The following is a 14,634-nucleotide window of genomic DNA, read 5'->3' as shown; positions in this document are numbered from 1 at the left end:
TACGCCCTGGGAGGTCCGCGCCGATATGGGGTCCAGCGACAGTTTCGTGCATCTTCATGTGCACACCGAGTACTCGATGCTGGACGGCGCCGCGCGGATCGACGAGTTGTTCAAAACGGCCCAGGAGATGGGGCAGCCGGCGATCGCGACGACCGACCACGGCTACGTGTTCGGGGCGTACGAGTTCTGGAAGACCGCGAAGAAGTACGACGTCAAGCCGATCATCGGCGTCGAGGCGTACCTGACGCCGCACACCCACCGCTCGGAGCGCAAGCGGGTCAAGTGGGGCGACGCGAACTCCGGCCGTGACGACGTCTCCGGCTCGGGTGCGTACACGCACATGACGCTGCTGGCGAAGAACACCTCCGGCATGCACAACCTGTTCAAGATGAGCTCGCTGGCCAGCCTCGAGGGCTACTACTTCAAGCCCCGGATGGACCGCGACCTGCTGAACACCTACGGCCAGGGACTGATCGCGACCACCGGCTGCCCGTCCGGCGAGGTACAGACCCGGCTTCGCCTCGGGCAGTACAAGCAGGCCGTCGAGGCCGCCGCGGAGTTCCGCGACATCTTCGGCAAGGAGAACTTCTACTGCGAGCTGATGGACCACGGCCTCGGCATCGAGCGGGACATCCAGAAGGACCTGCTGAAGCTGGCCAAGGAGCTCGGACTCCCGCTGGTCGCGACCAACGACCTGCACTACACCAAGCCCGAGGACTCGACCGCCCACGCCGCGCTGCTGTGCGTCCAGTCCGGCTCGACGCTGTCCGACCCGAACCGGTTCAAGTTCGACGCGAACGAGTTCTACGTCAAGACGGCCGCCGAGATGCGCGAGGTCTGGAAGGACTTCCCGGAGGCCTGTGACAACACGCTGCTGATCGCCGAGCAGTGCGAGGTCGGCTTCACCGAGGGCGAGGGCCGGTTCATGCCGCGCTTCCCCTGCCCGGAGGGTCACAACGAGGAGTCCTGGTTCGTCGCCGAGGTCGAGACCGGTCTGCACCACCGCTATCCCGAGGGCATCCCGGACGACGTCCGCAAGCGCACCGACTACGAGCTCGAGGTCATCGTCTCGAAGGGGTACGCCGGCTACTTCCTCGTCGTCGCCGACTTCATCAACTGGGCGAAGGCGAACGGCATCCGGGTCGGCCCGGGCCGTGGCTCCGGCGCCGGTTCGATGTGCGCGTACGCGATGAAGATCACCGACCTGGACCCGCTGCTGCACGGTCTGTTCTTCGAGCGGTTCCTGAACCCGGAACGTATGTCGATGCCCGACTTCGACATCGACTTCGACGACCGTCGCCGCCCCGAGGTGATCCGCTACGTCACCGAGAAGTACGGCGACGACCGGGTCGCGATGATCGTCACCTACGGAACCATCAAGGCCAAGCAGGCGATCAAGGACGCCGGCCGGGTGCTGGACTACCCGTTCGCGATGGGCGACCGGATCACCAAGGCGATGCCGCCGGCGGTGATGGGCAAGGACGTGCCGCTGTCCGGCATCTTCGACCCGCAGCACAAGCGGTACTCCGAGGCCGGCGAGTTCCGCACTCTGTACGAGGGCGACCAGGACGTCCGCAAGATCGTCGACACCGCCCGCGGCCTGGAGAACCTGAAGCGCCAGTGGGGTGTGCACGCGGCCGGCGTGATCATGTCCAGCGAGCCGCTGATCGAGCTGATTCCGATCATGCGCCGCGACCAGGACGGTCAGGTCATCACGCAGTTCGACTACCCGAGCTGCGAGACGCTCGGCCTGGTCAAGATGGACTTCCTCGGCCTGCGCAACCTGACGATCATGGACGACGCGGTCAAGAACATCGAGGCCGCGCACGGCATCACGGTCGACCTCGACAAGCTGAGCAAGGACCTCGACGACAAACCGACGTACGACCTGCTCGCCCGCGGTGACACGCTCGGCGTCTTCCAGTTCGACGGCGGCCCGATGCGGGCGCTGTTGCGGCTGATGAAGCCGGACAACTTCGAGGACATCTCCGCGAGTACCGCGCTGTACCGGCCAGGCCCGATGGGCGCGAACAGCCACACCAACTACGCGCTGCGCAAGAACGGCGCGCAGGAGATCAGTTACCCGCACCCCGAGCTCGCCGAGCCGCTCGAGCCGGTGCTGGGTGTCACCTACGGCCTGATCGTGTATCAGGAGCAGGTGATGGAGATCGCCCAGCGCCTGGCCGGCTACTCGCTCGGCAAGGCGGACCTGCTCCGCCGCGCGATGGGCAAGAAGAAGCGTGAGGTCCTCGACGCCGAGTACGTCGGCTTCTCGGAGGGCATGAAGGCGAACGGGTACTCCGAGGCGTCGATCAAGGCGCTGTGGGACATCCTGCTGCCGTTCTCCGACTACGCGTTCAACAAGGCACACTCCGCGGCGTACGGCCTGGTTTCGTACTGGACCGCCTACATGAAGGCGAACTACCCGGCGGAGTACATGGCCGCTGTTCTGACGTCCGTGAAGGACGACAAGGACAAGATGGCCATCTACCTGAACGAGTGCCGCCGGATGGGCATCAAGGTGCTGCCGCCGGACGTCAACGAGTCCGACTCGAACTTCACCCCGGTCGGCACCGACATCCGCTTCGGCCTGTCCGCGATCCGCAACGTCGGCGTGAACGTGGTCGCCGAGATCGTCGTGGCCCGCGAGGAGAAGGGGCGGTTCACCGACTTCGTCGACTTCATCGACAAGGTGTCGCTGCCGGTCTGCAACAAGCGCGTGATCGAGTCGCTGGCCAAGGCCGGTTCGTTCGACTCGATGAGCCATGCGCGCCGGGCCGTCGTCGCGGTGCACGAGCAGGCCGTCGACGAAGCCATCGACCTCAAGCGCAACGAAGCACACGGCCAGTTCGACCTGTTCTCGATGGGCGACGACGAGGCCGACGAGGGCGAGGGCAACAGCCGCCTGACCGTCACCGTCCCCGAGATCGAGGAGTGGGACAAGGCGACCAAGCTCGCGCACGAGCGCGACATGCTGGGGCTGTATGTGTCTGACCACCCGCTGTTCGGCGTCGAGCACGTGCTCACCAACGGCAGCGACTGCACGATCGGTCAGCTGCTCGCCGACGAGGACCGTCCGGACGGCAGCCGGGTCACGATCGGCGGCCTGGTGACCGCGGTCCAGCGGAAGGTGAACAAGCGCGGCGACATCTACGCGATCGTCACCATCGAGGACCTCGAAGGTTCGATCGAGGTGATGATGTTCTCCTCGGCGTACCAGTTGCACGCCCACCTGCTCACCAACGACGCGATCATCCTGATGAAGGGCCGGGTGCGCCGCCGCGAGGACCGGCTCGAGCTGAGCGGTGACGAAGTCGTCGTTCCCGACCTCACCGAGGGCCCGAGCGGCCCGGTCGTGATCACGATGGCAGCCAACCGGTGCACGCCGCCGGTCGTTACGCAACTGCGGGACGTGCTGAAGTCACATCCGGGGATGACCGAGGTGCAGCTCAAGCTGCAGGCGCGGCAGAAGACCGAGATCTGGCGGATCGCGGATCAGTACCGGGTCACGCCGACGGCCTCGCTGATGGCCGACCTGAAGGCGCTCCTCGGCCCGTCCTGCCTGGCCAGCTGATCGGCGCTGGAACCGATGCGGCACACTGTCGACGTGAGTCAAGAGTCGTCTCAGCCTTCGCCGTACGTGGCGCCGCCGTCGAGCAATCCGTTCGGTGCGCCGCCGGTGGAGGATCGCCCGCTGCCGTGGGCGAAGGCCGTGCTGGTGACGGTCGCGGTGTTCCTCGTGGCCGGCGTGGTGGCCGGCTGGGCGTGGCAGGAGTTCTCGCCGCTCGCGCAGTACACCGTGGACGAGCAGGGCGGTGCGCTGGGCGAGGAGCAGATGACCCGCATCTTCGGGCCGGACGGGACGTTCACCGCGATCGGATTCCTCACTGCGCTGGTGCTCGGCGGTGCGCTGTTCTGGTGGCTGCGGAACTACGGTCCGTGGTCGGTGGCGATTGTTGCCCTCGGCGCCTGCTTGGGTTCCGGCATCTGCTGGGGCGTCGGCATGCTGCTCGGCCACGACGCGATCGAGCCGCGGCTGCAGGCCGCCCGGCCGGGTGATCTGGTGGCGGCTCCGCTCGAGTTGCATACCTGGACACCGGCGGCAGCCTGGCTGGTCGGCGCGGCGCTGGCGTGCGCCGTGATCGCGGCCGCGACCTGGCGCGCGGACCCTGTTAGTCCGGTTGCAACCACTTCGCAACCTCCTGCGTCAGACCCTGCGCCACCGGTCCACTAGCCTTTGCAGGTCCGGCGGGTGAGGCCACCGGAGCCAGCGAGGGAGCTTATGTCCGACCAGAACCAACCCCCCAGCCCGCAGTACCCAGGCACCGGCGGTCCGCAGTACGGTCCGCCGCCCGGCCAGCAGCCCGGCCAGAACCCTTGGCCGCAGCAGGGCCGGCCGCCGGTTCCGCCGCAGCAGGTGCAGCGGCCCGGGCCGCAGCAGGCGCCGCAGTACGGACAGCAGCCGGGGTACCAGCAGCAGCCCGGTTACCAGCAGCACCCGCAGCAGGGCCAGCCGCAGTACGGCGGCCCGCAGCAGGGCCAGCAGTACGGCCAGGCCGGTCCGCAGTATGGTCAGCCGGGACAGGCGTCGTACGAGCAGATGCACGTCGGCGGACAGCCGCCGCAGGGTCCTGGCTACGGCGGACAGCCGCAGTGGCAGCCGGAGCCGAAGAAGAAGCGCGGCAAGGTGATCCCGATCATCGCCGCCCTCGCGATGGTCCTGGTCGTGGCCGGCGGCGGAATCTTTGCCTACGGCAAGCTTGCCGGTGGTAAGCAGCCGGCCGACGTCCTGCCGGGCACCGCAGTTGCGTACGCCCGGGTCGACCTGAACCCGTCCGCTGGCCAGAAGGTCGCGGCGATCCGGTTCATGATGAAGTTCCCGTCGGTGAAGGACAAGCTCGGCCTGACCGGCGACACGGACGATCTCCGGCAGAAGCTGTTCGAGCAGATCAAGAAGTCCTCCGGCGACGACCTCGCCGACGTCGACTACGACAAGGACATCAAGCCGTGGCTCGGCGACCGGGCCGGTGTCGCCGCGCTTCCGCCGGCCGACGGCAAGCGTGAGCCGACTGTCGTGGTCGCGGTCCAGGTGAAGAACCAGGACGCCGCGAACAAGGGCATGGACAAGCTGCTAGCGAACGAGGACAAGAAGCCCGGTCGCGCGTTCAGCGACGGGTACATGCTGCTCTCCGACGACCAGGCGACCGTCGACTCGGCTGTCGCGACCGCCAAGAGCAACCCGCTGACCAAGAACGCGAAGTTCAGCGCGGACATGGACAAGCTCGGCGAGCAGGGCTTCCTGTCGGGCTGGGCGGACGTGAAGGGGATCGCCTCGATCACCGGCAAGGTCGACTCCGGCCAGATCGCCGGCCTCGGCGACGCCACGACAGCGGTCGCGCTCCGGTTCGACGCGTCGTACGTCGAGCTCAAGGGGATCGGCCAGGGCGACAAGTCCATCAAGGTGAACTCGGGCGCCGACGCCGCCGACCTGATCTCGAAGCTGCCGGACAGCACGGCCGGCGCGATCGCGATCTCCGGTGGCGACAACCTGATCGACACCGCGTGGCAGCAGGTGCAGAAGGCGGGCGGCGAGAACCTCAAGCCGATGCTCGACCGGATCGCCGAGGAGACCGGCCTGAACCTGCCGGACGACCTGAAGAGCCTGGCCGGTAAGAACCTCGCGGTCGCGATGGACAAGGACACCGCGAACGGGCCGAAGATCGCGGCCCGGATGGAGACCGACCCGGCGAAGGCCGAGCCGGTGGTGCAGAAGCTGACGTCGCTGCTGCGGCAGCGTTCGTCGGCCAACATCCCGATCGAGACCGCGAAGGACGACGACACGCTGGTGGTCTCGACCAGCAAGGAGTACGCCGACCAGGTGCTGCAGGGCGGCAACCTCGGTGGGACGGACAACTTCAAGCAGGCGCTGCCGGACACCAAGGGCGCCCTGATGATCGGGTACGTCGATTTCGAGGCGGCGGGCGCGGTCAGCCAGCGGTTCGCGGACGACAAGGACCTGGCCGCGCTCCGCTCGGCCGGCATCGTCACCCGCTCGACCGGCGACGGGCAGGCCGAGTTCAGCCTGCGGGTCGTCGCGAAGTAGCCACTGCCTGAAAATGCCCCGGGCCGTCCGCAGGTGGACGGCCCGGGGCTTGTTCGTGATCGTCTAGTGTGCGGTTATGGACGGGGACCTGGCAGCACGGTTGCGGTCGACCTACGAGGATCTGCACGCCCACCCGGAGCTGTCCGGAGACGAGCACCGTACGGCGGGGATCGTCGCGGGCTGGTTGCGCGAACAGGGCTTCGACGTGCACGAGGGCGTCGGGGGAGCCGGTGTCGCCGGGGTGCTGAGTCAGGGCGACGGGCCGACAGTGCTGCTGCGGGCCGACATGGACGCCTTGCCGGTCGCCGAAGAAACTGGCTTGCCGTACGCGAGCACAGTCGACGGCGTTATGCACGCCTGCGGCCACGACATGCACGTCACCTGCCTCCTGGGCGCTGCGGTCGAGCTCGCGGCCGACCGTAATGCCTGGCGCGGGACGCTGGTGGTCGTGTTCCAGCCTGCCGAGGAGATCGGCGCCGGCGCTCAGGACATGGTCGACGACGGCCTGTACGAGAAGGTGCCGAAGCCCGACATCGTTCTCGGCCAGCACGTGGCCCCGATCCCGGCAGGCACATTGGGATTGCGGCCCGGGCCGTCGTTCGCCTCGGCCGACACCCTGCGGGTCACCCTGTTCGGCGTCGGCGGTCACGGCTCCCGCCCGGAGGCGACGGTCGACCCGGTCCTGCTCGCGGCGACGACCACCGTCCGCCTGCACACCGTGGTTTCCCGCGAGGTGGCCGGCAACGACACCGCCGTACTGACGGTCGGTGCGATCAACGCCGGCACGAAGGCCAACATCATCCCCGACACCGCCGAGTTGCTGCTGAGTGTCCGCAGCTACACCGAGCAGGTTCGCAACAGGGTGCTCGCAGCGATCGAGCGCATCGTTGCCGCGGAAGCGCAGGCTGCCGGTGCGCCGCGACCCCCGACCGTCGAGCGGCTCGAGGCCGTCCCTGCCGTGGTCAACGATGATGCGGCCACCGTGCGGACGCAGCAGGTGCTGGAGTCGGTCGTCGGTGCCGGACGGGTGGTCGACCCGGGCCTGATCACGGGCAGCGAGGACGTCGGCATTCTCGCCCAGGCCGTCGACGTGCCGATCGTCTACTGGCTGCTAGGTGGGGCAGACCCGGCAGAGTTCGCCGGTGCCGAGTCGATGGAGCAGATCATCCGGGTTGTGGCCGGCCTGCCGTCCAACCACTCTCCGCACTACCACCCCGTTCCCAGCCCGACGATCGAGGTCGGCGTCGACGCACTCGTCACCGCCGCTCGTTACTGGCTGAATTCTTTGCCGGGTGATGTCGAAATGCCGGGATCGGGTTCTACCTCCTGAGTGAAAGCACCTCTTCACGAGAAGGAGAAGAACCATGAATCACATCAGCGAGATCCGGACCGTCGGCGTACCGGTGACCGACCAGGACCGGGCGGTCGCGTTCTACACCGAGACCCTGGGCTTCGAGGTCCTGATGGATGCTCCGCTCCCACAGCTCGGCGGCCGCTGGATCGTCGTCGCGCCGGCCGGCTCGTCGGCGAGTATCGCGCTCGTACCGGCGTCGGACGGCAACCCGGCCGGCGTCGACACCGGCATCCGGATGGGCAGCCCGGATGCGAAGGCCGCCCACCAGCACTTCCTCGACGCCGGTGTGGACACTGACGAGCTCCTCGAGTGGCCCGGCATCCCGCCGATGTTCAGCCTTCGCGACCAGGACGGAAATCGGCTCTACATCTCCGAGGTCTGACTCAGACGAGGACGTGGCCGCCGTCGACCGAGACGATCGAGCCGGTCGAGTAGGGCTGGTTCATCAGGTAGACGTACGCCGACGCGATGTCCTCGGGCTCGCCGACGCGTTGGACGGGCAGGTGGCGGGCGGTCTCGTCGTAGTCGAGACCGCCGCGCCACAACGGCGTACGGACGACGCCTGGTTTGACGGCGTTGACGCGGATCGGCGCGAGCTCGAGTGCAAGCGCCCGTACGGCGGAGTCGATGGCGCCGCAGATGCTTGCGGCGACCGACCAGCCCGGTCCCGGACGATCGCCGGCGGCTCCGGTGGTGAGTACGACGGAACCGCCCGGCCGGATCTTGGCTGCGGCCGCGCTGACCGCGCCCAACGCGGCGAAGTAGCGCAGCTCGAAAGCCTGCCGGGCTTTGTCGAGGTCGAGCGAGTCGATCTCGAGCAACGTCAGCGCTTCGCCGGCCGTGAACACCAAGTGGTCGAAGGGCTCGATCCCGTCGAAGAAGGCCTTCACGGCAGCGGAGTCGGTGAGGTCGACGGCTTCACCGGACGCGGAGTCCGGAAGCGATTCGAGCGCCCGCTTCACCGACTCAGCGTTGCTTGAGGCAACGATCACGGTCGCGCCGTGGTCGGAGGCGAGTGCGGCGGTGGCGAGGCCGATACCCGACGTACCGCCGAGGACGACGACGCGCTGGTTCTGCAGGGTCATGACAAGACCTTTCGTGGTGGGGGATTCCTTTCCACGATGCGGTCGTCGGGTAGCCGCCGTCCAAGACCTGTTCCGGCCGCTGTAATACCCTGAAGGTATTATGGACCTCGATCTCCGCAAGCTCCGGTACTTCGTGGCCGTCGCCGAGGAACTGCATTTCGGCCGGGCGGCGGAGCGGCTGCACATCGCCCAGCCGGTGCTGTCCCGGCAGATCCGGGCGCTTGAGGACGAGCTCAGGGCCCAGCTGTTCGCGCGCACCAAGCGTGCCACCGAGCTGACCCCGGCCGGGCGGCAACTGCTCGACGATGCGCGCCCGCTGCTGTCCGCGGCGGATGCGACGCGTCGGCGAGTGGCCCGAGCGGCGCGAGGGTCGAAGACGTTCACGATCGGCTTCATGCCGGGCCTCACCGTGACCGAAGCGGTCCGGGCGTTCGGCGCGAGGCACCCCGACATCGAGGTCGAGCTGATCCGGACCACCTGGAACGACCAGGTCGACGTACTGCAGGACGGGCGGGTCGACGTGAGCATCGTCCGGCTGCCGATCGACCAGGCCGGGCTGACCGTACGCCCGCTGTTCGAGGAGCCGCGGGTCGCGATGCTCCCGTCCGATCACCGCCTCGCCGGCAAGCCCGTCATCGACATCACCGACCTCGCCGACGAGCACCTGCTGCAGGACCCGGACGCCGTACCGGAATGGCGCGACATCGCACTTGAACTTCGCACCCGGACGGCGAAGCCGATCCCGGTGATGCGCAGCGTCGAGGAGAAACTCGAACACGTCGCCGCCGGCCGCGGCATCTCGATCATCCCGCTGTCCGTGGCCACCTTCTACCAGCGCTCCGACGTCGTCGCGGTCCCGGTCGATGACCTCGCGCTCAACGCCGTCTGCCTGGCCTGGGTCTCGTCGCGCCGTTCCCGCCTGATCCACGACTTCGCCGCGATCGCGCCGCAGGTGGCGTGGACGCCTTAGCGCCGGGAAGATTCGGTGGCATGATCGAACGGTGAGGTGGAGCGCAACCGCCCTGCTGTTGCTGGCGTTGGTCGGGTGCTCTGGTGGGGGAGACGTACCGACACCCGCGCCGGACACGGCTGCGTCTGCGTCCGCAAACATCTTTCCGGACCCGGGAACGCAGGCCCTCGAGCCGGCGAAGGCCAAGACGCTGCAAGATGCTCTCGCGAAGATCGTCGAGTTCCCCGACAGCCCGTCCGGTTCACGAGGAGCCACCGCGGCCGTCGTCACAGATCATTGGGCGTGGTCAGGTGCGGTCGGGACAGACATCCGCGGTACGCCGCTGCGCGCGGACACGGCCATGGCCGTCGCCAGCATCACCAAGACCTTCATCGCGGCGGAGGTGATGCTGATCGCGCAGGAGGGCAAGCTCAACCTTGACCTGCCGCTCTCGCGGTACGTGAACAACAAGTTCACGGCCAACGATGCGACCGTGCGACAGCACCTGTCGATGACATCGGGCGTGCCCGACTTCCAGTCGGTCGACTTTGGCAGCCTGGACAAGGCGATCGCCGCAGCGCCGGGCAAGCACTGGACGCTCGCACAGTCGTTGGACTTCTACACGACGAAGATCGGCGCGCCGGACGGCTCGTTCAGTTACAGCAATCCCAGCTACGCGTTGCTGGGCATGTTGATCGAGGAGATCAGGGGCGAGCCGCTTGCGACCGTGCTGCGGCGCGACCTGGCAACGCCGGCCGGACTGCGGCACGCGGCGTTCCAGGACGGAGAGAAACCGCAACCGCCGGTGGCGGTCGACGACAACGAATCCTGTGGCCCGCCCGACGGGTACCTCCCGTGCCGCGCGTTCGCGAGCGCCGCCGCCGCGTACGGCGGACTGGCTGCCGATGCCCCGACGGTCGCGCGCTGGGGCTACCAGCTGTACGGCGGCCGCGTACTCCCACCGGACCTGGTCGGTGTGATGACCAAGGGCGACGGCGAGTACGGGCTCGGGACGATGCGGTTCACCCAGCAGTTCGGGATCGGGGACGCTTACGGTCACCGCGGTGACATGCCGGATCACACAAGTCTGCTGATCGTGATTCCCGCGAAGAGGATCTCTATCGCCCTGATCCTCGCCGACGGCGGGAGGAACGTCGACCGCACGATGCGTGAGCTGACGAGAGCTGTGCAGCCGCTGCTGAGTTAGCGGCGGACGCGGTAGCGGATGTGGGTTGCCTGCGGGGTGTCGATCACGCGCGCGATCTCGAGCTCGATGCGTTCTGGCAGTACGTCGAACAGCCGCATGCCGCCGCCGAACAGCACCGGCACCTGGTCGATCTGCAGTTCGTCGAGTACGCCGGCCGCCAGCGCCGTCTGGCCGGTGACCGCGCCGTGCACCAGCACATCCTTGTCACCGGCAGCTTCCTTCGCCCGGGCGATCGCGGTCTCGACATCGCTCACGAACGTGACCTTCTCGTACGGCGAGGTCGCGGTCGGGTCGCTGGTGACCACAAAGATCGGCACGCCGTGGTGGTCGCCGCCGTAGAAGTCGACCTGCTCGCCGGTCCGACGGCCGACCACGATCGCGCCGGTCGCCTGCAGCTCGTCCCAGATCACAGCGGCCTCGCCCGCGGGCCGGCCGACGTCGCCGTCCTCGGTCAGGTACCACTGATGCAGCCGCATGAACTCGTCGCCGCCCGGGTTCCCCACGCCGTCATTCGGGCCGGCGATGTACCCGTCGGCGGACATCGACATCAACAAGACAGCTGAAGACATGAGCGTTCTCCTTAGCTCGACGGCGCGGCTGATCCGCGCCCTCTCTGCCTTCGCGTCGAAGAGAACCGCCCGGATTCGACATCAGTCCGCGGCGAGTGTCTCCAGAACGCCGTCCCCGTACTTGGCCAGCTTGTTCTCGCCGACGCCGCTGATCCGGCCCAGCTCGGCCAGCGACGACGGCAGGTCGGTCGCGATCTGCCGCAGCGTCGCGTCGTGGAAGATCACGTACGCCGGAACGCCCTGCTCCTTCGCCACCGCGCCGCGCCAGGCGCGCAACCGCTCGAAGACCGGCGCCGCCTCCGGGGCAAGGTCGACCGCCGCCTTCTTCCCGCCGGACGACCTGGACGACGAGCGGACCCGCTCGGGCTCGCGACGCATCATCACCTCACGCCGCCGACCGAGCACCTCGCCGCTCTCCTCGGTCAGCACGAGCGTGCCGTAATCACCCTCGACGGCCAGCAACCGCAGCGCCAGCAACTGCCGGACCACCCCGCGCCACTCGGTGTCCTTCAACTCGGTGCCGATCCCGAACACGGTCAGCTCCTGGTGCCGGAACTGCTTGACCTTGTCGGTCTCCTTGCCGAGCAGGATGTCGACCAGTTGCCCGGCGCCGAACTTCTGCCCGCGCTCGTGCTGCAGCCGGTACACCGTCGACAGCAGCTTCTGCGCCGCGATCGTCCCGTCCCAGGACTCGGGCGGCGTCAGGCAGGTGTCGCAGTTCCCGCAGGTCTCGCCGTGCTGTCCGAAGTACGCAAGCAACTGCGACCGCCGGCATTCCACGGTCTCGCACAACGCGAGCATCGCGTCGAGGTGCGAACCGAGCCGGCGTCGATGCGCGAGGTCGCCCTCGGACGTGTCGATCATCTTCCGCTGCTGCACGACGTCCTGCAGGCCGTACGCGAGCCAGGCCGTCGACGGTAGTCCGTCCCGGCCGGCGCGGCCGGTCTCCTGGTAGTAGCCCTCGACCGACTTCGGCAGATCGAGATGCGCGACGAACCGGACGTCCGGCTTGTCGATCCCCATCCCGAACGCGATCGTCGCAACGACCACCAGCCCGTCCTCACGAAGGAACCGCGACTGGTTCTCCGCGCGGGTCCGGCTGTCGAGGCCGGCGTGGTACGGCACGGCCTCGATCCCGTTCTGGGTCAGGAAAGTCGCGGTCTTCTCGACGCTGTTGCGGGACAGGCAGTACACGATGCCCGCGTCGCCGGCGTGCTCGGTCCGCAGCAGGTCGAGCAGTTGCCGCTGCGGACTGTCCTTCGGAACGATCCGGTACTGGATGTTCGGCCGGTCGAAGCTCGCGACGAAATGCTTGGCCTCGGACAGGTTGAGCCGGGTCGCGATCTCCTTGTGCGTCGCCTCCGTCGCCGTCGCGGTCAACGCGATCCGCGGCACGTCGGGCCAGCGCTCGTGCAACTCGGACAGCATCAGGTAGTCGGGCCGGAAGTCGTGTCCCCACTGCGACACACAGTGCGCTTCGTCGATCGCGAACAACGCGATCTTGCCCTGGTCGAGCAGCCGCACGGTCGCGTCGACCCGCAGGCGCTCGGGCGCGAGATACAGCAGGTCGAGCTCGCCGGCGAGGAACGCCTGCTCGACCTCGCGCCGCTGGTCGAAGTCCTGCGTGGAGTTGAGGAATCCGGCGCGCACGCCGAGAGCGGTGAGCGCGTCGACCTGGTCCTGCATCAACGCGATCAGCGGTGAGATCACCACCCCGACGCCGGACCGAACCAGCGCGGGGATCTGGTAGCACAGCGACTTCCCGCCACCGGTCGGCATCAGCACCAGCGCGTCGCCGCCCGCGACCACGGTGTCGATGATCTCGGCCTGCTGACCGCGAAAGGCGTCGTACCCGAAGACGCGCCGCAGCACTTGCAGGGCTTCGGAGTCAGGCAGTCCGGTTGTCTCGCTCACCCCGGCGAGTCTAATGAGATCCACCGACGGATGCCGACTCCATCCCCGCAGCCTGTGGATTACCGGGCGATTTCGCCGGCATACGTGCCGACGCTCCACAGATTGCCCTCGAAATCGCGGACGGTGAACCCGCGCGATCCGTAGTCCGTGTCCTCAAGACCGCGGACGACGACCGCGCCCGCGCCGATCGCGCGACCGATCAGGCTGTCGGGATCGGCATGCACGAGATAGACCGACTGACGCTGGTCGGTCAGCGCGGTGAACTCGTCCGGCTCGGCCTTCGCGTCGGCCGAGCCCAGCATGATCCCGCCGCCGGTCGGCCAGGACAGTTCGGCGTGGGCGATCGAGCCCTCCGCGGCGCCCGGGTACGACGCGACGACGGTGAAGCCGAGGCCTTCAGTGAGGAACTTCAGCGCTGCTTGGCCGTCCCGATAGTGCAGCCCGGGCCAGACTCCGATCACATTTTTCTCTGTCACTGTGTTCATACCTTCGAGACTCGCGCCTCGGCAGGGGTGAAGTCTTGAAGGTTTGGGAGTTCCTCGGTCATCCATTGCCGCGGCGAGCAACCCGCGATCGCCTGGAACTCACGGGTCAGGTGCGCCTGGTCGGCATATCCCGCCGCAGCGGACAGATCGGCAAGCCGGGTCCTCGGGTGTTGGCGGAGGTGTCTGGTGACGCGTTCGAAACGCAGTACGCGAGCGGCGACCTTGGGCGCGAGACCGAGCTCTCGGGTGAAGCGGTCGGTGAGATGTCGTCGGCTCCAGCCGACCTCGGTCGCGAGCTCCTGGATGCCGATCGCTCCGCGCGATGCGCAGAGCCGCCGCCAGGCCCAGCCGACCTCCGGCTGGGCAGTGCCCGCGTTGCGTTGACCGAGTTGCTCGAGCAGCAAGCGCTCGATCAGGTCGAATCGTCTGTCCCAGCTCGGCTCCTCGCGCAGCTGCTCGGTCAGCTCATGCGCCGACCGGCCGAACACTTCGTCGAGACCGACCACGATCGATGCCAGCTGACCCGGTGGCAGCCCGAGCAGCTCGCGGGCCGCCGGGGGAGTGAGCGAGACCTGCACGCCGGCCCGGCTGTCGGTCTGGCCGATGTGCACCGCGGTGGAGTGCAGTCCGCCGGCGAGCGCGTCGTACTTGTCGACCGGCAGGCCCGGCCAGGCGACGCCGAGCGGCTCGTCCAGCGTGATGACGATCGTCATGAAGCGTGACGGCAGACCGCGGTGCAGCTCCGGCGGATACCCGTACGACGCGTAGCCGACGAGGTCGCCGACATAGGGCCGCAGGGCAGGGTGCACCTGCCTCGTGCGGTGCTCCATCCCTGCCATGAACTCAGGCTAGATCCAGCCTCGGACAGAATCGGTTCACAGCATCAGCCACTCCACGATCCGGGACCCGCGTACCGCCATCCGGACGGGCGTGGCAACATCAATAGCGTCGTTCTACTGCGAGGAGAT

12 protein-coding genes are annotated in these 14,634 nt (G+C 67.9%); 7 read left to right on the top strand and 5 right to left on the bottom strand.

All coding sequences use genetic code 11. The annotated features are described in order from the left end of the window. Window positions 1-25: 25 nt before the first annotated feature. The 5 genes from dnaE (at window position 26) to EV645_RS26045 (ending at window position 7,839) form a co-directional block, all read left to right on the top strand. Window positions 26-3,574: a DNA polymerase III subunit alpha gene (dnaE, locus tag EV645_RS26065; RefSeq protein ID WP_130446651.1), complete on the top strand. Its 3,549-nt coding sequence runs from the start codon at window positions 26-28 to the stop codon at window positions 3,572-3,574. Between the two features lie 33 nt (window positions 3,575-3,607). Beyond that, complete coding sequence (locus tag EV645_RS26060; protein WP_242000661.1) at window positions 3,608-4,234, top strand: hypothetical protein; 627 nt, start codon at window positions 3,608-3,610, stop codon at window positions 4,232-4,234. Between the two features lie 48 nt (window positions 4,235-4,282). Then, complete coding sequence (locus tag EV645_RS26055) at window positions 4,283-6,103, top strand: DUF3352 domain-containing protein (protein ID WP_130446650.1); 1,821 nt, start codon at window positions 4,283-4,285, stop codon at window positions 6,101-6,103. Window positions 6,104-6,179: 76 nt separating this feature from the next. After that, complete coding sequence (locus tag EV645_RS26050) at window positions 6,180-7,433, top strand: amidohydrolase (protein ID WP_130446649.1); 1,254 nt, start codon at window positions 6,180-6,182, stop codon at window positions 7,431-7,433. A 34-nt stretch (window positions 7,434-7,467) separates the two neighbouring features. Next, entirely contained in the window at window positions 7,468-7,839 is a 372-nt protein-coding gene (locus tag EV645_RS26045; RefSeq protein ID WP_130446648.1) for a VOC family protein, read from the top strand. 1 nt (window position 7,840) lies between these two features. On the opposite strand, the gene EV645_RS26040 is transcribed toward EV645_RS26045, so the two are convergent. Next, window positions 7,841-8,542, bottom strand: a complete 702-nt coding sequence (locus EV645_RS26040; protein ID WP_130446647.1) for an SDR family oxidoreductase — start codon at window positions 8,540-8,542, stop codon at window positions 7,841-7,843. A gap of 100 nt (window positions 8,543-8,642) precedes the next feature. On the opposite strand from EV645_RS26040, the gene EV645_RS26035 reads away from it, so the two are divergent. Both EV645_RS26035 and EV645_RS26030 read left to right on the top strand, forming a co-directional pair. After that, window positions 8,643-9,512, top strand: coding sequence for a LysR family transcriptional regulator (locus EV645_RS26035; RefSeq protein ID WP_130446646.1), 870 nt, complete (start codon window positions 8,643-8,645; stop codon window positions 9,510-9,512). Between the two features lie 31 nt (window positions 9,513-9,543). After that, on the top strand, window positions 9,544-10,698 hold the full coding sequence (locus tag EV645_RS26030; RefSeq protein ID WP_157997154.1) for a serine hydrolase domain-containing protein: 1,155 nt from the start codon (window positions 9,544-9,546) through the stop codon (window positions 10,696-10,698). Here the strand turns inward: EV645_RS26030 and EV645_RS26025 are convergent. From EV645_RS26025 to EV645_RS26010, 4 genes are all read right to left on the bottom strand, one after another. After that, window positions 10,695-11,267, bottom strand: coding sequence for a dihydrofolate reductase family protein (locus tag EV645_RS26025; RefSeq protein WP_130446644.1), 573 nt, complete (start codon window positions 11,265-11,267; stop codon window positions 10,695-10,697). The genes EV645_RS26030 and EV645_RS26025 overlap by 4 nt on opposite strands. Before the next feature lie 81 nt (window positions 11,268-11,348). Continuing rightward, window positions 11,349-13,181, bottom strand: coding sequence for a DNA helicase RecQ (recQ, locus tag EV645_RS26020; RefSeq protein WP_130446643.1), 1,833 nt, complete (start codon window positions 13,179-13,181; stop codon window positions 11,349-11,351). A gap of 59 nt (window positions 13,182-13,240) precedes the next feature. Then, on the bottom strand, window positions 13,241-13,666 hold the full coding sequence (locus EV645_RS26015) for a VOC family protein (protein ID WP_130446642.1): 426 nt from the start codon (window positions 13,664-13,666) through the stop codon (window positions 13,241-13,243). Further along, window positions 13,663-14,505 carry an AraC family transcriptional regulator gene (locus tag EV645_RS26010; protein ID WP_198681865.1) on the bottom strand — a complete coding sequence of 281 codons (843 nt, stop codon included), beginning with the start codon at window positions 14,503-14,505 and terminating at the stop codon, window positions 13,663-13,665. The genes EV645_RS26015 and EV645_RS26010 overlap by 4 nt, the downstream gene beginning before the upstream one ends. Window positions 14,506-14,634 lie beyond the last annotated feature (129 nt).

Origin of the sequence: Kribbella rubisoli, assembly GCF_004217145.1 — a bacterium.
In the GTDB taxonomy this organism is placed as follows: domain Bacteria; phylum Actinomycetota; class Actinomycetes; order Propionibacteriales; family Kribbellaceae; genus Kribbella; species Kribbella rubisoli.
This window is presented reverse-complemented; position numbering and strand designations above follow the sequence as displayed.